General features: G+C 48.4%; 13 protein-coding genes. 3 read left to right on the top strand and 10 right to left on the bottom strand.

The window, feature by feature from the left end; genetic code table 11:
* Positions 1–15: 15 nt before the first annotated feature.
* The 3 genes from lysS to HQN60_RS13730 form a co-directional block, all read right to left on the bottom strand.
* The gene (gene lysS / locus HQN60_RS13740; protein ID WP_173534191.1) at positions 16–1,536 is read right to left on the bottom strand and encodes a lysine--tRNA ligase; all 1,521 of its coding nucleotides are present in this window, start codon (positions 1,534–1,536) and stop codon (positions 16–18) included.
* Between the two features lie 69 nt (positions 1,537–1,605).
* Positions 1,606–2,709 (bottom strand): peptide chain release factor 2, encoded by a 1,104-nt coding sequence (gene prfB / locus HQN60_RS13735; protein ID WP_173534190.1) that lies wholly within the window; start codon positions 2,707–2,709, stop codon positions 1,606–1,608.
* 79 nt (positions 2,710–2,788) lie between these two features.
* A complete protein-coding gene (locus HQN60_RS13730) occupies positions 2,789–7,516 on the bottom strand; it encodes an NAD-glutamate dehydrogenase (RefSeq protein ID WP_173534189.1) in 4,728 nt (1,575 codons plus the stop codon).
* Positions 7,517–7,750: 234 nt separating this feature from the next.
* Between HQN60_RS13730 and HQN60_RS13725 the strand changes: the two genes are divergently transcribed.
* The 3 genes from HQN60_RS13725 (at position 7,751) to HQN60_RS13715 (ending at position 12,660) form a co-directional block, all read left to right on the top strand.
* The gene (locus HQN60_RS13725; protein WP_173534188.1) at positions 7,751–9,889 is read left to right on the top strand and encodes a DUF1631 family protein; all 2,139 of its coding nucleotides are present in this window, start codon (positions 7,751–7,753) and stop codon (positions 9,887–9,889) included.
* Between the two features lie 286 nt (positions 9,890–10,175).
* Positions 10,176–12,107 (top strand): ATP-binding cassette domain-containing protein, encoded by a 1,932-nt coding sequence (locus HQN60_RS13720; protein ID WP_173534187.1) that lies wholly within the window; start codon positions 10,176–10,178, stop codon positions 12,105–12,107.
* 61 nt (positions 12,108–12,168) lie between these two features.
* Positions 12,169–12,660, top strand: coding sequence for a retropepsin-like aspartic protease family protein (locus HQN60_RS13715; protein WP_173534186.1), 492 nt, complete (start codon positions 12,169–12,171; stop codon positions 12,658–12,660).
* A gap of 122 nt (positions 12,661–12,782) precedes the next feature.
* On the opposite strand, the gene HQN60_RS13710 is transcribed toward HQN60_RS13715, so the two are convergent.
* The 7 genes from HQN60_RS13710 to secF all read right to left on the bottom strand — a co-directional run bounded on the left by HQN60_RS13710 (position 12,783) and on the right by secF (position 19,435).
* Positions 12,783–14,663 (bottom strand): MFS transporter, encoded by a 1,881-nt coding sequence (locus tag HQN60_RS13710; RefSeq protein ID WP_173534185.1) that lies wholly within the window; start codon positions 14,661–14,663, stop codon positions 12,783–12,785.
* Between the two features lie 154 nt (positions 14,664–14,817).
* Positions 14,818–15,579 carry a flagellar brake protein gene (locus HQN60_RS13705; protein WP_173534184.1) on the bottom strand — a complete coding sequence of 254 codons (762 nt, stop codon included), beginning with the start codon at positions 15,577–15,579 and terminating at the stop codon, positions 14,818–14,820.
* Positions 15,580–15,601: 22 nt separating this feature from the next.
* The gene (locus HQN60_RS13700; RefSeq protein WP_173534183.1) at positions 15,602–16,168 is read right to left on the bottom strand and encodes an SCO family protein; all 567 of its coding nucleotides are present in this window, start codon (positions 16,166–16,168) and stop codon (positions 15,602–15,604) included.
* An 18-nt stretch (positions 16,169–16,186) separates the two neighbouring features.
* Entirely contained in the window at positions 16,187–16,891 is a 705-nt protein-coding gene (gene bioD / locus HQN60_RS13695) for a dethiobiotin synthase (protein WP_173534182.1), read from the bottom strand.
* Positions 16,888–17,784: a malonyl-ACP O-methyltransferase BioC gene (gene bioC, locus HQN60_RS13690; RefSeq protein ID WP_173534181.1), complete on the bottom strand. Its 897-nt coding sequence runs from the start codon at positions 17,782–17,784 to the stop codon at positions 16,888–16,890. The genes bioD and bioC overlap by 4 nt, the downstream gene beginning before the upstream one ends.
* Positions 17,781–18,422, bottom strand: coding sequence for a DedA family protein (locus HQN60_RS13685; protein WP_173534180.1), 642 nt, complete (start codon positions 18,420–18,422; stop codon positions 17,781–17,783). Before HQN60_RS13685 ends, bioC begins: the two co-directional genes overlap by 4 nt.
* 77 nt (positions 18,423–18,499) lie before the next feature.
* Entirely contained in the window at positions 18,500–19,435 is a 936-nt protein-coding gene (secF, locus tag HQN60_RS13680; RefSeq protein ID WP_173534719.1) for a protein translocase subunit SecF, read from the bottom strand.
* Positions 19,436–19,443: the final 8 nt, after the last annotated feature.

The following is a 19,443-nucleotide window of genomic DNA, read 5'->3' as shown; positions in this document are numbered from 1 at the left end:
CAATACGGGTGGTGCTTAGTCTTCGCGGCGCATTTGTGGGAACAAAATAACATCACGAATGCTTGGGGCGTTGGTGAGCAGCATGACCAGTCGGTCAATACCAATACCACAACCACCTGTTGGCGCTAAGCCATGCTCCAGCGCGCGAACATAGTCGGCGTCGTAATGCATCGCTTCGTCGTCACCCTTGTCTTTAAGGTCGACCTGAGCTTGGAAGCGCGCTGCTTGGTCTTCAGGGTCGTTCAACTCTGAGTAGCCGTTAGCATGTTCGCGACCAACGATGAATAATTCAAAACGTTCAGTCAGCCCGGCTTGCGTGTCTGATGCGCGCGCCAGTGGCGAAACTTCAGCAGGGTAGTCAACGATGAAGGTAGGTTCCCATAGTTTGCTTTCCGTGTTTTCTTCAAACAAACTCAATTGCAAGCCGCCAATCCCCGCAGTCAGTACCGGTTTTCCGCCAAGGCGAGCGATCTCGGCTTTGAGGAAGTCTGCGTCATTCAATTGCGCGTCGGTGTATTCAGGGTTGTAGTGCTGAATGGCTTGGGCAATGGTGAAACGGGTAAATGGTTTTGATAGATCAACCATTTTGCCTTGATATTCAATCACAGTGTCGCCGGTTGCTTCTTTGGCGCAGGCACGAATAATACCTTCGGCCATTTCCATCATGCGTTGGTAGTCAGCATACGCTTCGTAGAATTCGATCATGGTGAATTCTGGGTTGTGGCGTGTGCTCATGCCTTCGTTGCGGAATGAACGGTTGATTTCAAATACCCGCTCTAAGCCGCCGACAACCAAGCGTTTGAGGTAGAGCTCAGGTGCAATACGCAAATACAGCGGCATGTCGAGTGCATTGTGATGCGTCACAAATGGCTTGGCGGTTGCACCACCAGGAATCGAATGCATCATTGGCGTTTCGACTTCGAGGTAGTCTTCGTGCACCATGAATTCACGTAAACGCTGGATGATTTTTGAGCGTTTGATGAATGTGCTGCGGCTATGATCGTTGGTAATCAGATCAAGATGGCGTTGACGATAGATCTGCTCTTGATCAGCCATGCCGTGGTGTTTGTCCGGCAATGGGCGCAATGATTTAGTCAATAGGCGCAACTCAGTCACGTGAACGGAGAGCTCGCCGGTTTTGGTTTTCATCAGTGTGCCGCGTGCGGCAACGATGTCACCCAAATCCCATGTTTTAAAGTCGTCATAAACGGCTTCGCCAACGCTTTCTTTGCTGATGTAAAACTGAATACGGCCAGTGCCGTCTTGGATGGTGGCAAAGCTGGCTTTACCCATCAAGCGTTTAAGCATCATACGGCCAGCAACCGACACTTCAACGGCTTGTGCTTCTAGATCGGCTTTTTCGAGTGCATTGTATTGATCGTGCAGCGGGCCTGAGAGGTGTTCACGCTTAAAATCGTTTGGAAAAGCAATGCCCTTGGCGCGAATGGCCGCTAGCTTGGCGCGGCGCTCTAAGATAATTTGATTTTCATCGACCGCCACTTCGACGGCTTGGCTTGCAACTTGATTTTCACTCATCGTTTTTCCACTCAATACACTTAATGACATCAGGGAGCGAATGATCGCTCCCTGCTTGGATGCTATAAATTAAACGCCTTGTTTGAGGCTGGCCGCAATAAAGTTGTCAAGATCACCGTCCATGACGCCTTTGATATTGCCCACTTCGTAGCTGGTGCGTAAATCTTTAATGCGGCTTTGATCGAATACGTAAGAACGAATTTGATGTCCCCAGCCGATGTCCGACTTGGTCGCCTCGAGCGATTGCTGTGCTTCCATGCGTTTGCGTAGCTCAAGTTCAAACAACTTAGCCCGTAACATCTTCCACGCTTCATCACGGTTTTTATGCTGTGATCGATCGTTTTGGCATTGCACGACGGTATTGGTCGGAATGTGCGTTAAACGAACGGCAGAATCGGTTTTGTTGATGTGTTGACCACCCGCGCCTGAAGCGCGATACGTATCGGTACGCACGTCAGAAGGGTTGATATCAATTTCAAAACTGTCATCCACTTCTGGGTATACAAATACCGAGGCAAATGAGGTGTGACGACGATTGTTAGAATCGTATGGCGAGCAGCGAACTAGGCGGTGAACGCCGGTTTCGGTGCGTAAAAAGCCATAAGCATAATCGCCAGTCAGTTTGATGGTGGCTTGGCTGATGCCGACGATGTCGCCATCCGATTGCTCCATCACTTCAACGGTAAAGCCTTTGCGCTCGCCGTAGCGAACATACATCCGCAATAGCATGCCGGCCCAGTCTTGCGCCTCAGTGCCGCCAGCGCCAGATTGAATATCAATAAAGCAAGGATTTGGATCCATTGGGTTATTGAACATCCGGCGAAACTCGAGCTTGGCCACTTCGGCTTCAAGTAGGGCGTATTCTTGCGCGATCACTTCGGCAGTGCCAAAGTCACCTTCTTCTTTGGCCATTTCAAATAGCTCAAGCGAATCGGTGACGCCATCGGCGACACGATCTAAAACCAGAACGATATCCTCTAAGGCTTTTCGTTCTCGGCCTACTTCTTGGGCTTTTTTGGGGTCGTTCCAGGTTTCTGGCGCCTCAGAAAGTCGAACGACTTCTTCGAGTCGATCGACTTTTCCGGGGTAGTCAAGATAGCGCTTAAGTTCGTCTGCGCGTATGCCTAGCTCTTTGAGCTGGTTTTCAATCTGATTAAGCTGTTCCGCTTCCATGCGATAGAATCCGCGTTTGCTATTGCAAAACCGTGAATTATATCAGTCTGTGCGCCTTCGCAGTAGCGGAAATGCATAACTAAACCTCGCTAAGTGCAGTTTTAACGATTAATCGGTGGCGTAGCTCGCGCAGTGCCGCTGAAATCATCGCCAAATCTGGGTTGGCTGCACGTAGCTCAGTAAACATGGCGCTGACTCGCTCGCGAGCGCTACTGTTTTGCGCCAGCCATTCGCTCAAGTTGTCAGGGCTTTGTTGCCATGCTTGCATAAATAGCTCTTTGTGTAGGCGTTGCAAGTCATCGCGCACCGCCAAACGAGCGAGCGTCTGCCAGCGGCTTTCACGCGGCAATTGCTCGATGGCGAGTGCTAACCATTTCAGCTCTAAAGCCTCACCCAGTGCCAAATACATTCGCATGTGCTCTGCCAGCTGCCCAGAGTCATTGCTGCACTGGCTTAGCTCAAGCAAGGATTGTGCTTCTTGGACTGCCAGCACTTTCATGGCCAATCCGCCACTCACACCTGCGGCTTGCCATTGCAGCGCCTGTGTTTGATGGCTTGGGCTGCTAGTTAGCCACAGTGGTAGTTGCGGTAGGGCTAGCGCCGCACAAGTGCGCATATGATCGAGCGCCGGCTTGCTTAAGGTTTGCTGCAACAGCCAACGTGCGACACGCTCAGTTTGGCGGCGAACTTGAAGTAGTAGCGTATTTTGACCTTCGCTACTGCATTGATCGGCGTTTTGCTCAATTTCAAGCGCCAGCGTTTCACTATCAAGCAAGCTTTCGGCGGCGATTAAAGCGTCGACAATGTCGCTGCAGCTGCGCTCGGTTTCTTCTTGTAAGCGATAAACTGAATTGGTACCAAAGCGATTAACAATGTGATTAGTCAGCACGGTGGCAATGATTTCACGTCGCAAAGGATGCAAAGGGAGTTGCGCGGCAAAAGATTCACGCAAGCGGCTCGGGAAGTATTGAGTCAGTCGCTGATTCCATTTGCTGTCGTCAATTAACGACTCATCGAGTAAGTTTTGCTTGATTACAATCTTGGCGTAAGCCATCAAAACCGCTATTTCCGGGCGAGAAAGACCCAGTCCTAGCGCTTGACGTTCGATGAGCTGATTATTGCTTGGCAGGTATTCAATACGACGCGATAGCTTGCCAGCCGCTTCCATCGATTGCATGAGGCGCAAATGAACTGAGGCCAAGGATAATGATTGCGAGAACTCTAACGAAATGGCCAAAGTTTGTAATTCATTGTCACGTAGGACTAAATGGCCGACTTCGTCGGTCATGCTAGCGAGCACTTCATTGCGTTGCTTGAGCGTTAAATCGCCATCGGCGACGATGCGGCCCAGTAAAATTTTGATATTTACTTCATGGTCTGAGCAATCCACCCCGGCAGAGTTATCAATGGCGTCGGTATGAATTCTGCCGCCGTTGAGCGCGTATTCAATGCGGCCGAGTTGCGTAAAGCCTAAGTTCCCACCCTCGGCAATGACTTTGCAGCGTAAGTCGCGACCATCAACGCGCACGGCGTCGTTATTGCGATCATTTACTTCGGCATGGGTTTGTGCGCTGGACTTAACATAAGTACCAATGCCACCGTTGTAGAGCAAATCAACCGGCGCCTTGAGTAGCGCCTGAATCAGCTGGTCAGGCTCAAGCTCGGCATCTTCGATTTGCAATCGCTGACGTATTTGCTCAGAGATTTTGATTTTCTTCAGGGTGCGAGCATATACCCCGCCGCCTTCTGAGATGAGCTCTGGATTGTAATCGGCCCATGAAGAACGCGGCAGCGCGTACATGCGAGCACGCTCAGCAAAAGCCACGGCGCTATCGGGCTGTGGGTCTAAGAAAATGTGGCGATGATCAAATGCAGCCAACAGTTGAATGGTTGGTGTGCGCAATAAACCATTGCCAAACACGTCGCCCGACATGTCACCAATGCCGACGGCGGTGAATGCGTCAGTATTGGTGTCGATGCCCATTTCACGGAAGCTGCGCTCGACAGAAATCCAAGCACCTCGGGCGGTAATGCCCATCTTTTTATGGTCGTAACCGACTGAGCCACCCGATGCAAACGCATCGTCCAACCAGAAGTTATATTCTTGCGAGATGGCGTTGGCGATGTCGGAGAAAGTTGCAGTGCCTTTATCGGCGGCAACCACCAAGTAAGGATCGTCGCCGTCGCGGCGCAAAACATTGGCCGGTGGAATGATTTGCCCATTGATAAAGTTGTCGGTTAAATCCAGTAAACCGCGAATAAAGGTTTGGTAGCAGGCTACGCCGCTAGCGAGCAAGGCCTCGCGCTCCAGCGGAGGATTTTTAACAATAAAACCACCTTTGGAGCCTACCGGCACAATCACGGTGTTTTTAACCATTTGCGCTTTCACCAGGCCCAGCACTTCGGTGCGGAAATCTTCGCGCCGATCGGACCAGCGTAAGCCACCACGCGCCACTTTGCCGCCGCGTAAATGCACGCCTTCCATTTGCGGTGAATACACGAAAATTTCAAACATCGGTACCGGTTGCGGCATCATCGGCATTTGGCCGGAGGCGATTTTGAGCGATAAGTAAGTTTTGTTGCCGTTGTCTTGATAAAAATTGGTCCGCAGCGTGGCTTGTATTGCCGACAGTAAGCCGCTAATGATTTTTTCATCATCAATATTGGGCATGGCGCGCGCTGCTTGCGCGATTTCTTCCAGCGTGATTTCAGCGACCGCAGGCTCGGCCTGTTGTGGATGGTGCAGTAGTTCAAAGGCATGCACCAATTGCTGAGCTTGTGTGCCGTAGCGCAATAAGCAATCGGCGATGGTGTCCATATCGTATTTGAGCGCGACTTGCTTTAAAAAGCGCGAATACGCACGCAAAATCAGTACATCACGCCAAGCCAAACCGTTATGCAAAATCAGTTGATTGAGCTTGTCGTTTTCTGCCGCGCCTTTTGAAAGCGCGATAAAAGCCGCTAAAAACCGTAGCCGTTGTTCTGCCGATTCAAGCGAAGCTTGTGCCGGTAGGCGAATGCCGATGTCGACAATCCACGCAGTTTGCTGTTCAAAATGAATGGTGTAAGGGCGCTCGTCAAGAATGCGCACGCCTAGGCTCTCAAGCAGCGGCAAAAAGTCAGAGAGTTCAATGGCCTGGTGTTGGTAGAGCTTTAAGCGCCATACCATTTCGTCAAGTGCACTGCCTGGCGTGAGGGTGGCGACCAATTGCTGCGATTGCAATGCTCGCTCTAGCGCCTCGACATCATGAATGGCCACGCGGGCGGAAAAATCTGCGCAGTAGGCGGCAGGGAAGGCATTTAAGTATTTTTGTTGTAGCGTGCCGCCTTTTTCTTCACCAAAACTTTGAATTAATTGCTGATGCAGACCGTCTTGCCAGCGCTGCGCCAAGTGTTCAATTTCGATTTCAATGGCTTTTGCATCGTATTGCGTGTCGCTAACGGCCGAGCGGCGAACAATGTAATGAATTCGCGCTAGAGGGTTGTCGCTCAGTAATACATTAAATTCAGTGGCGTTGCCATTGAGGTGCTGCATTAAGAGATTGCCAATCTTGATGCGCACATCGGTGCTGTAGTTGTCGCGCGGCACAAAGACCATCACCGATACATAGCGACGGTAAATATCATCTCTAAAAAACGCGCGAACCCGATTTCGCTCATGCAAATTGACCACGCCATTGGCAATGCGTGCCAATTCAGCGACCTCGATTTCAATGAGCTCATCGCGCGGATAAGTGTCCAATACATTGAGCAAGGCTTTGCCACGATAACCGGTTAATTCTGCGCCACACAACGCCATGGCATGATCAATTTTTTGCCGCAGAATAGGGATTTGCCGCGGTGGTGCGGTATACGCGCTGGCAGAATACAGCCCAACAATGCGTAATTCGCCCATCAATTGGCCGTCGGCATTCAGATGCCGAAGCAGAACGGTATCTAAGTAAACGGGGCGATGCACCATGGAGCGATGATCTGACTTGGTGAGCATGAGTAAGCGATCGGGCGTGTAGGCGATTTGCCGTAAATCCGGCGATAAGCTAGCCCAGATATGAGAGGGCTGAGCTAAGCCGTTGTCGCGCAGCAGGCCTTTGCCTGAGTGCGCCACAACATTAAGTGACTCGCCGCTAAATTGGTAGTCGCGCAGACCGAGAAAAACAAAGTGACCTGACAGTAGCCATTCAAGATAGGCAATGGTTTCAGTGACCACTGAGCGCGGTAGTGGTGGCGGGTCGCTGCGTAATTGCTCAAGTGCCGCCATGACGCGATCGGTCATCGCTGGCCAATCCGCAACTGAGATGGCGATGCTGTCGAGCGCTTGATTAATCTCCTGCTCGATGTGGGCCATGCTAGCGGCATCACTGATGCGATTGATTTCAAAGTGCATCCATGATTCGGCACAACCTTTTGGGTCGAGTTGAGTGATTCGCCCCTCAGCGTCGCGTAAAACCTTAAATACCGGATGTATAACGCTATGCGCCGTGTATTTTAAACGTGCTAGCACAATACCCACTGAATCGACTAAAAACGGCATGTCATCTTGGACAATTTCAATCACAGTGTGCGGGCATTGCCAGCCATGCTCGCTTAAATTGGGGTTGTAAACGCGAATTAGGCGTTGCTGAGGTTGGCGTGGTGCCGCCATGCGCCAGTGCGCGAGTAGCGCGCCGGCTAAATCCTCTGTAGCGCGGGACTGTAAATCGTCCTCGGGCACGTTGGCGTAATATTGTTGTAGCGCCGTGGCGATGTCGCCTGAAACATGTTCTGTTGCCCACGTTTGTAGGGCTTGCAAAGGCGTGCTTGTGCTCATTTTGACTGTGGCCTATCGACTGGATGCAGTCCTCCACTGTAGACGGAGTTGCAACTCCTTCCAACAAGGGTTACCACCTATTTAATGGCTTAATTGCTTTGGTGACAGAGTCATAAAGCCTTGAAGTAATAAGTGTTTGAACAAAACGCACAATAAAAATGACCAATGGGTAATAATTCTATATTATTGAATGCTAATGTGTGCATTGTCCGCAGACAACAAAGAGGCCGTAGCATGAGCCAAGTTCGCTCTATCCTTGCTGATTCCACATCAGCCGTCATGACCGCATCGACCGATGTCGATCCAATGTTGCTCATGTGCCGTGATTTGGCGTTAAAAATGTTAAGCCAATCCATGGAAGGTTTTTTTGAGCGGCTAGAAGATACTTATTTTGAGTTGGCCGATACGACGTTTGATCGCAAACTGCGCGATGATTATTTTGCGGCACGCGAAGAAACACACCAAAAGCGCGAGATATTGGCGGAGCAGTTTAAGCGCAATTTTTTGTCGAGTTTTAATGATCGCATGAGTAAGACGGCGACTGCTGATGCTTCAGAAGCGGGTAGTCCGTTTTATCGTGTTCAAGCCCATCCAGATCAACTCAGCTTGGTGGCCAACGAAGAATATGAAGAGCATCTTTCGGCAGATTTAATTGTTAAAGCCTTTAAACATACCGGAGGCGATGCGCTGACCGAGCTTGAGCAGCGTTTTGCCGGCTTAATGCCCGAGCAAGCCGATGGCGCAATCAATCCGCTCTCGCCAGAAGCCATTTGCGATGCATTTATGCAGGCATGTAAACAGCTTGAAACGGGGATTGATGCCCGTTTAGTGGCGCTAAAAGCCTTTGAAAACGAGCTGTCTAATCAAGTGGCCGACGTTTATCGGCACGTCAATCAATACTTAATTGCGCAAAATGTTGAGCGCGTGATGCCTGGCTCGATCAAGCGCCAAAGCCATGCTGCATCTTCATTTGAGCCGCAAGCCGGTGTCGGTGCGGTCGATGCCGCACTGGGCTCGAGCGTAGCGGCACCCATGCCATTAGCGGCGCATTTAGCGCATTTAGCTCAAGCACCGTTAGCCGAAAATGTAGTCGAGGCCGCGCCGGGTTGGATGTCGTTTTTGGATGTGTTGCAACATAAGCCGCCAGTGGCGAGTGCGCTCAATGGCGCCGATGCGGCGGTTTTTGAGCGCAATATATTGGGCGTGTTACGGCATTCTGGTTGGGCCAAAAATCTACCGCAAATGGATGCAATGACCTTAGAGCTCATTGCTTTACTGTTTGAGCGCATGTTTGATGATGCGCGACTCTCGGCGTCGATCAAGGGCTTGATTGCACGGCTACAAATTCCAATTTTGAAAGTGGCGATGCTGGATGCTGGTTTTTTTGCCAATAAAAAACACAGTGCACGAGTTTTGCTCGATACCTTGGCAGAAATCACCCTCGACGCGCCCGATATGTTGGCTGGCGACGCGCGTTACGATCAAATTGCCGTCATTGTTACTCAGATAAGCCAGCAATTTACCGATGATATCGCTGTTTTTGATCAAGCATTGGTCGCGCTTAAAGCATTGCAAGATGCGGAAGTTGCGGCGCTTGAAGACGCGTTGCACAGCAATGCGCAGGCTTTATTGCAAAACGAGATGGCCGAGTTGGCAACGGTCACCAGCGAGGCCTTGGTGCAGTCGCGCTTGAGTCAGTCAGATATGCCAGCCTTGGTACGAGATTTTCTTGCGCAATATTGGCCCCTCGCTTTAGCGCAGCGCTTTGGTATTGTGGGTGAGAATGCGCCAGAATTTATCGCTGCCCTAAAAACCATGGACGATTTGATTTGGAGCGTTCAAGCCAAACAAGGCGCCGATGCGCGCTTTGCCTTGGTCAATGTGTTGCCCGGCATGCTGAAATCATTAGAAGACATTGCTCGCGAACAGGGCATGAGCGATGCGGCAGCCAAGTCGTTTTTTGCCGAATTAGTGCATTGCCATGCTGCAGCCATTCGCAATGGTTTACGCCCAGCCGTCGCGCCGGTGGCGGCACCTGCCGAGCTGACTTTGCCGTCGAGCGACATTGAAACCGCTAAAGAAAATAAAGAGGCCGAGCAGTGTGAACCTTTGCCGCCGCACAGTGATTTTCCCATTCGGGGTGAGTGGGTGGAGTGGGTCGGTGAGCAAAATGAAGTTTTACGCTTACGTTTGTCGTGGATTAGCCCGAAGGCCACGCGTTATTTGTTTACCAATCGCCATGGTGGCAATAGCCAAGCCTTTTTACATGCCGAGTTGCTCGAGGCGCTCAATAGCGGTCGAATTCGCCGCATTCAAGCCGGCAATAGTTTAATGGATCAAGCTTTGGATGCATTAAAAAGCAATTTGAAATGAGTTGATTGACAAAGGATGGCGTGGAAAGGGGCTTGAGCTGATGCGGTTGGGCAGGCGACGATCCATTTGTGTTCTTGATCGTGCTGCGCCGTTATTGGTCACGATCTTCATCGTGCCCGACTACTGTTCTTTGATGGTCAACCCCGTTATTTATTGCGTTGATATGCATAGCTTGGGTCGATCTTCGCGTTAGATGCATTCAAGTGGCATTATTTTTCCGTAAACTGGGTAATTTTCCTTGTTGCAAAGGCAATCAAGGCGGCTAGCTCTGTTAGAATCTTGCCCCATGATCAGACTTAAAACACTCACACTCCGTCGCGGCACCAAGGTGCTCCTTAATCGTGTCGAACTCACACTACAACCTGGCTCAAAAACTGGGGTAGTTGGAGCCAATGGCGCGGGTAAATCCAGTTTTTTTGCCTTATTGCGTGATGAAATTCATGCTGATGAAGGTGATTTAGAAATGCCACCTCGGGTGGCGATTGCGCACGTGGCGCAAGAAACCCCTGCATTGCCGTGTTCGGCACTTGATTACGTGCTTGATGGTGACATTGAGCTACGTAAAATCGAAGCCGAAATTGCCGCGATTACTTACGATGCCGATGATGACGGCATGGCGCACGGTGAGCTATTTGCTCGCCTTGAAGCCATTGACGGCTATACCGCGCAAGCGCGCGCGGCCAAGTTATTAGCCGGCTTGGGCTTTTCTTTAGAAGAAAACTCACGTCCGGTGTCGAGTTTTTCCGGTGGTTGGCGGATGCGTTTGAATTTAGCGCAAGCATTGATGTGCCGCTCAGACCTATTGCTGCTCGATGAACCTACCAATCACTTGGACTTAGAAACCGTGGTTTGGTTGGAAGAATGGCTAAAAACCTATCCTGGCATGTTGTTGATTATTTCGCATGATCGCGACTTTTTAGACAGCACCATCAAACAAATTTTGCACGTTGATAACGCCCAACTCACCGTTTACACCGGTACTTACGAAGACTTTGAAAATCAATGTGCCGAGCGCTTAGCGCAGCAATCACAAGCTTTTGATAAGCAGCAACGACAAATTGCCCATTTAGAAAGCTTTATTACCCGCTTTAAAGCCAAGGCCAGTAAAGCCAAGCAGGCGCAAAGCCGGGTGAAAGCGCTTGAGAAAATGGAGAAAATCGCTGCAGCGCACGTGGATTCGCCATTTAATTTCTCTTTCCGCGAACCCGATTCAAGCCCGAATCCGCTGGTGCGACTTGAGGCAGCCGCAGCAGGTTATAGTGCCGATCACCCAATTTTGTCGGGTATCAACCTGAGTGTCGACAATTCAGCGCGCTTGGGTTTGCTCGGGGTGAATGGTGCCGGTAAATCGACTTTTATTCGCTCATTGGCGGGCGAGCAAGATTTGCTGTCGGGGATCCGTACCGAAGGCAAAGGCTTAAAAATTGGTTATTTTGCTCAGCATCAGCTCGAATACTTGCGTATCGATGAGTCGCCACTGTGGCATATGCAAAAAATCGACCCAACCACCCGCGAGCAAGAGCATCGCAATTTCTTAGGTGGGTTTAATTTTCACGGCCAGATGGCGCTCAATCCCATTGCGCCATTTTCGGGGGGCGAAAAAGCACGTTTGGCCTTGGCTTTGCTGATTTGGCAAAAACCGAATCTGTTGCTACTTGACGAGCCAACCAATCACTTGGACATCGAAATGCGTGAGGCGCTCACGTTTGCGCTACAAGATTTTGATGGTGCTTTGATTGTGGTATCGCATGATCGACATATTTTGCGTGCCACGGTGGATGATTTTTGGTTGATTGAAGACGGTAAAGTTCAGCCTTTTGATGGCGATTTGGACGATTACACCCGTTACAGCCAAGAAAAACGCAGTAGTGATAAATCCGCTGTGGTTGCTGCCGCGAATGCGATCAGCAATAGCGTTGCGCCAACGGTGAATCGCAAAGAGCAAAAACGCCTTGAAGCTGAAGCTAGGCAAAAATTGGCCAATGCGCGTAAACCGTTGGAAAAAGATTTGGCGCGAATTGAAGCTGAAATGGCCCGAATTAGCGCTGAGCAAGCGACCATTACCAGTACTTTGGCCGATGAAACCTTGTATTTGCCTGAACGTAAAGACGCGTTGCAAAAAATCTTAGCCAGCGAACTTAAGCTAAAAGAAAAGCTCGCCGAGCGTGAGCTTGCTTGGGTGAGTGTGAGCGAAGAAATCGACAATCTGTCTGTGTGATGATGTATTGCCCGCGAAATTATGATGGTATTGATCTAGCGGGCAATACCCTGAGGTAGTTATGCGATCGAATTGGGCTATTTTCTTGGTTTGGGCGCTGGTGTTGTCGTTGATTTATTGGGTGTTTAGTAGCTTTATCGCTCAGCAATATCAACCCAAAATGCAAATCGTCCAATCTGGCAATGCCGCTGAACTCACTTTGCCGCGCGCCAGAGATGGTCATTTTCGGATCAATGGCCACATCAATGGTGCCGCAGTCACGCTGCTGCTCGATACGGGCGCGACATCGATTACGCTCAGTGAACGCTTGGCTGAGCGCCTAAATTTGCCTCGCGGCGACTCGTTTATTGCCCGCACCGCCAATGGCGAGGTGGAAGGTTACGAATCGCGACTGAATGACTTAAGTTTTGGCCCATTTCGCTTTGAAAACGTCAGCGTGGGGGTGTTGCCCAATTTGGGTGATGAAGTATTGCTGGGGATGAATATCATTCGTCATTTTGATATTCGTACCCAAGACCAGCAAATGCATTTAAAACTGATTGATCAAAATTGATGGTAGGTGAATAAATAAATAGGCCGCTTAGATAGCGGCCTTTTTTTTATAGTTTATTGCTTAGGAATTGCTGTAAATCGATTGAATATCGCAGCATGCGGCAATGAAAATCACGCCGATATTTATTGCCAATCGCCACGCAATACATGTGTTTCTTGCTCGAGATTTAATCGGGTAACGGATTCAGGCGCAATGGGCTTGCCAACGACGAGACCGATTTTAGAGAAAATGCCGCGAGGCATCTTAAGCATGGCAGCGCCGTCTTTACGGCTAAAAAAACTACCCCATAAACCTTGTAGCGCCATTGGAATGACTGGTACGGGGGTGGTTTTAATGATTTGTTCAATGCCGGGCATAAAGCGATTGATTTTGCCGTTGCTGGTAATTCGCCCTTCAGGAAAAATAGCCACAATTTCGCCGTCGGCCAGTGCTTGCGCGATTTGAGTAAAAGCGCTGTCTTTCATTTGTGCGCTTTCTTTGGTTGGCGCAATTGGAATAGCATTAGCAGTGCGGCAAATGAAATTCATGATGGGTAAATTGTAAATGCGATGATCCATTACAAAACGCACCGGGCGACGAATTGCACCAGCGAGAATCATCGCATCCATAAAGCTAACGTGATTGCAGGTTAATACCACTGCACCATGCTCGGGGATGTTTTCTACGCCTGTTTTTTTGATTCGGTATAAAGTATGCGTCAAAATCCATACCATAAATCGCATTAAAAATTCTGGAATTAAAGTGTAAATATAAATCGCAACAAAAATATTTAAAATGCCTGCGAGCAATAATAGCTGCGATACACTTACGCCTGCTTCAAGCAATACAATACTCATTGCTGCGGCAACAACCATAAACAATGAGTTTAAAATATTATTGGCGGCAATCGCGCGGGAAGTGAATTCATGTTCAGTGCGAATTTGAATTAGCGCGTATAAAGGTACAATAAAGAACCCGCCAAAAACGCCGATTAATAAAATATCAATAATAATTCGCCAGCTAGAGAGACCAGTCAAGAATGTATAGGCGGTATAACTAGCTGGGGCTAAGCTCTGGCTGGCAAAAAATAAATCAATGGCAAAGACTGATAGTCCAATTGAGCCAAATGGCACCAGTCCTAATTCAACGGTCGCATCAGACAGCTTTTCACAGAGTAGTGAGCCAATGGCCACGCCAAGTGAAAATAAGGTCATTAATAATGTGTATACAGATGCATCACCATGCAGTGTTTCTTTGGCAAAGTGTGGAAATTGGGTGAGATAAATTGAGCCAAAAAACCAGAACCAAGAAATACCAAGTAGGCTATTAAATACGGTTTTGTTTTTTCGGGTATGGGAAAGGATTTTTGCGGTCTCAGCAAATACATTCCAGCCGATTTTTAGATTTGGTGCCGTGGGTGGCGCCGCAGGCATGGCACGGCTGCAAAAGTAGCCAATAATTGCAAAACCAAGACAGGCGATAATAATATAAATCTCACCATAGGGTTGCTGCTGAATAATCAATGTGCCAGCAATTTGCCCTAATAAAATTGCGACAAAAGTGCCCATCTCGATTAAGCCATTGCCACCGAGAATTTCATTACTTTTTAAATATTGCGGTAAAACGGAATATTTTAATGGGCCAAAAAATGCTGAATGAACCCCCATTAAAAATAAACAGCCCATTAAGAGTACAGCGTTGTGCCAAATAAATCCAAACCCCGCTAGCAGCATGATGATGATCTCTAAACCTTTAATCCAACGTGCCAGTAGCGCCTTGTCATATTTTTCTGCCAGTTGCCCAGCCAGCGTTGAGAACAGAAAGAAAGGTAAGATAAAAATTCCGGCGGCCATATTAATTAGCACCGCACTATTGAGCCCCGCTGTAGAGAGTCCATGAAAAGCAATTAACACCAAAAACGCATTTTTAAATAAATTATCATTAAATGCGCCAGTAAACTGAGTGAGAAATAGCGGTAGAAAACGCTTCTGACCCATTAGGTCAAACTGATTTGGCTTATGCATGACGATATCCAAAGGGGGCAACAAAAAAAATCGATTGCACATGGCAATCGATTCCAGCTAAGTTTTCTTTTCGCTAAATTAGCAATAGCGCATAGCGTACAAGGAAGAGATCGATGCGTTTTAATGCCAAAAGAGAACTTAAAAAAGACTAAAACTAACCAATCAAGGCTTTACGTTCGCGCTCTAGATTAGCGAGTAAACGCTGCAAACTATTCTCGATTGGGCGCGGCAAATCAACAAAACGCACCCCTAATAACCAGCGCACTTTACCATCGGCCATGGTGACTGAATGTGTAGAGCGAATTTCAATATCGACTTTTGCAAAGCCAGCGCTGGCCAAGTCAAAATTGACTTGATTTAAAACCAGACCAGACGGAAATTCATCTTTGGGCTCTTCTTTTAACCAAATGCCAGCGCCACCCAAAGAAATATCATGCAGCTCAAGTTGCATTTTTTGCGAGTTGGGGAGGCTTAATTCACACGTCAATGGATTGGTGATGGGGGTGAGTAAGCGAAAGAATTCTCGGCGCTGTAATTTAATCAAATCGTTGGGAAATTGAATCGTAAACGCCGCTTTGCCTTCAAATTGACAGCGTTTGGCAAGGCCAACAGAGAATTGAATTTTAACGTTGTCCAGTGCCGTGACAAATAAGATTTTGCTGGCTTGGGTGATCGCGGTATTGGTGGCCTCGTGTCCGCCAACGTCAATAATAAATTGCTGCGCTTTTGTATCAACACTTAATACGCGCGACAACATCATGTCGCGCCCAGCATTAAAATACAGCGCCAAATTGGCATTGCTTTGCGCTAAATTGCGCAATACAAAGGCAATTTCCATAATGGCGGTGATGCGGTAGGGGGCAATGTCTTCTTGCTCACCAATTGGGGCAATGCCGCCATTCACTTCATCTGACATCGTATATCCTGTATTGATATTTTTATTCTGTTAATAGTAAATCTAAATCATGCGCAAATACAGCTGCACCGGCCCCATAATTAATCATGACACGGGTTTTTCCTTCTGCATCGATTAAATAACTACCCGCAGTATGATCCATCGTATAACTATCTCCCTGTGGCTGCTTTTGATAGATGATTTTATATATTTGGGCAATATCAGCCAATTGACTGTCGTTGCCGCGTAAACCGATAAATCGCTGATCAAAAGCTGGAACATACGCCGCAAGAATAGTCTGGCTGTCACGCTCTGGATCGACCGTAACAAATAAAACTTGAACGCGATTGGCTTTTTCGCCCAATTGTTGCATTGCTGATTTTAATTCAGAGAGTGTGGTGGGGCAAACTTCAGGGCATTGGGTGAAGCCGAAAAATAAAACCACGACTTTGCCTTTAAAATCTTGCAGTGACCGTGGCTTACCGTGGTGATCAGTGAGTTTAAAATCGCCGCCAATTGGACCATTCGTGATGTCGGCCCCTTTAAATTCAGGCTTGCTGCAGCCGCCCAGTAAGATCAACAACAAGCTCATCAGAATTATTTTTTTCATGCAATGCTCTCATTGGCGTTAAATAGAGTCGGGCGGCGATTTAAATTGTTCTAGTTGCGCGATTGCGGCCGGCGAAATGGCGGCATTTAATGCCTCTGGCGTATAGCTCAGCTCCGCTAGTAATGGCGCGGCAAGCTGTTGTTTTAAATACGCTAAATTTTCAGCGTATCGGCTAAATAGAGGGTCAACTGGATTGGCGATCCAGCCGGCCAGTGTTAAGCCTTGCTGCTCAATGGCTTTGGCCGTGAGCATGGCATGATTTAAGCAGCCAAGCCGCATGCCAACCACCATAATGACCGGCGCTTGTAGTTCCGTTGCCAAATCAGCAATCGTTGCCTGAGTCGAGAGAGGCGCAAACCATCCGCCCGCACCTTCGATAATGACGCGATCGGCAATGCGGGTTAGCTGCTCGGCGCAATTTTTTAGGTGTTGTAAATCAATATCTATACCGGCTTCGTGTGCCGCAATGTGCGGCGAAATCGCCGGCTCGAATAAATAGGGGCTACAGAGTGCTGCCGGTGCTTGGACATTGCTGGCTGCGCGGTGCATTTCTACGTCGGTATTAATGAGTATATCGCCAGACCTGATGCAGCCCGAGGCTGCTGGCTTCATACCCACGGCATCAAATCCAGCCCGAACAAAACCACGAATCAGCTGCGCGCTGGCTACAGTTTTGCCGACGTCGGTGTCTGTGCCAGTCACAAAAAATAGTTTGCTACTCATTCTGACGGAGTTCTCGGACGGAAATTGATAATTTGGCTGCCATCAGAACGCGCATTGCTTTTTAATGTCGGTTTGAAAGCATGGCCATACACGACTTCATAAGTGCAGGGTAAAACGCCATTGCGACGAAATACTTCGTATTGCGCTTGGATTTTTAGCCATGCCGCTTTGCCTAATAAGCCATTAGGTCGGCCATCCATTTTATTGCTGGCGCCAATGTGTTTTAAATCTTGCATCACATCTTTGGCTTTGGCATAGGTTATTGTAATGTGCTCCATGTCCATAACGGGCATCGTCAAGCCATGTTTGACCAGCGCATCACCTAAATCATGCATATCAATAAACTGATTGACATGTTGGTGGCCATCAATGCCGGCAAATGCACTACGTAGCTCTTTGAGCGTGTCTGGCCCTAGGGTGGCAAAAATAATCACGCCACCGGGTTTTAAGATGCGATTAAATTCTTTAAACGCCGCATCGGGCGTATTACACCATTGCAGCGTCAGGCTGGACCAAATTAAATCGACCGATTCATCAGCTAGTGGAATTTGTTCAATATCGGCGCAAAGCGAATTGGCTTTGTTTTTGTCAAAAACCGACAGCCATTGTTTGAGCGTGCTGGTTTTTGCCTGCGACGCTTTGAGCATATTGAGCGCTAAATCAAGCTCAATATACTGGGCATGATTAAAGCGTTGCCGTAAAAATGAACGGGCATAGCCAGTGCCGCAGCCGGCATCAAGAATCACTTTGGGGTCGATATTGATCACTGTGAGGCGGTCAAATAAGCGGTCAACCACTTCTCTTTGTAAGACTGCCGCTGCGTCGTAGCTACTGGCGGCTTTATCAAATGCGCTGCGAATTCGATCTTTCTGATTGTAAAACGTTTCGTTCATGTCGGCGCCTTCGCCATTTTGTGTTTCACAATTTCAATAATGCCCGGCAAGATTGAGAGGAAAATAATCCCTAAGATAATCGCGCTGAGGTTTTTTTGGATGATTTCTATGCCGCCCAATAAATAACCGGCATAGAGTAGTGAGCCAACCCAAGCCGCACCACCGATGACGTTATAAGCAAAAAATTTCCGGTACGTCATTGCCGCCATACCAGCAACAAACGGCGCAAAGGTGCGAACAATCGGCACAAAGCGGGCGATGATAATGGTCTTTCCACCGTATTTTTCAAAAAAATCGTGGGTTTTGCTTAAGTATTCTGGGCGGAAAATTTTTGAATCTTTGTTGGCAAACAAACGATGGCCAAAGTATTTGCCAATAGTGTAATTGAGCGCATCACCCAGCACTGCCGCAATAAACAGCAACGCAACTAATAAATGGACATTCATTGCACCGGTTGCGGCAATCATGCCTGCGACAAAGAGTAAAGAGTCACCGGGTAAAAATGGTGTGACGACCAGGCCGGTTTCACAAAAAATCACGGCAAATAAGATGGCATAAATCCAAACGCCATACAGGGCAACCCATTGCGCCAGATACACATCCAGATGTAAGAAAATATTGATGAGATTAAAGTCCATACTGGGCTCCGCAGAAGTGACTCAAGAAAAACGCCGACGAAGGTTCGTCGGCGCTGATTGTATGCGATTGAAGGCGCTTAAACTACCGCTTCTTCTTTCACTTTGACTGGCTTGATCATATTGTCGCGGGTAATGCCAAACATCAGCAACAGTGGCGAGGCTACAAGTACTGATGAATAAATCCCAAACACGATACCGATGGTAAGGGCCATGGCAAAACCATGTAACGCAGCGCCACCAAACAACAGCATTGATAACACCATGCACTCGGTTGAACCGTGGGTAATGATGGTACGGCTAATGGTCGCAGTAATGGCGTTGTCGATCACTTCTGGTACGGTTTTGCCACGCAAAGCCGGTTGACGGAAGTTTTCGCGGATCCGGTCAAACACCACCACTGATTCATTCACCGAATAACCCAATACCGCCAAGATCCCAGCTAATACCGTGAGGTTGAATTCCCACTGAAAGAGGGCAAAACAACCCAAAATGATCACCACGTCATGCATATTGGCAATCACCGCCGACACGGCAAAGCGCCATTCAAAACGCATTGCTAAATACGCAATAATGCCTAAACACACCAAAATAAGCGCAGTTAAACCATGCGTGAATAGCTCGTCGCCCACCGATGGACCGATAAATTCAACTTTACGCAATTCAACATCACTGCGACTTTTTTGCAGCGCGGTGAGTACTTCATTGGAAAGCTGAGCACTATTTTTGTCTTTAATATTCGGTAAGCGCAGCATAACATCGGTGGTGGTACCCATCGATTGTACTTGTGCTTCGCCGTACTTTAAAGCATCCACTTCATGGCGAATCTCATTGAGATTAGCGGCTTTTTGGTAGCGTAATTCCATGACGGTGCCGCCAGTAAATTCGATACCAAAATTTAAACCTTTGGCGACCAAGAAAAACACCGCCAATACAAAGGTCGCCAATGAAATCGCCGTCGTGAGCTTGCCGTAGCTCATAAATGGGATGTCACGTTTTACATGAAAAAATTCAATCATTTTTC

The sequence above is a fragment of the Deefgea piscis genome (assembly GCF_013284055.1).
In the GTDB taxonomy this organism is placed as follows: Bacteria; Pseudomonadota; Gammaproteobacteria; order Burkholderiales; family Chitinibacteraceae; genus Deefgea; species Deefgea piscis.
This window is presented reverse-complemented; position numbering and strand designations above follow the sequence as displayed.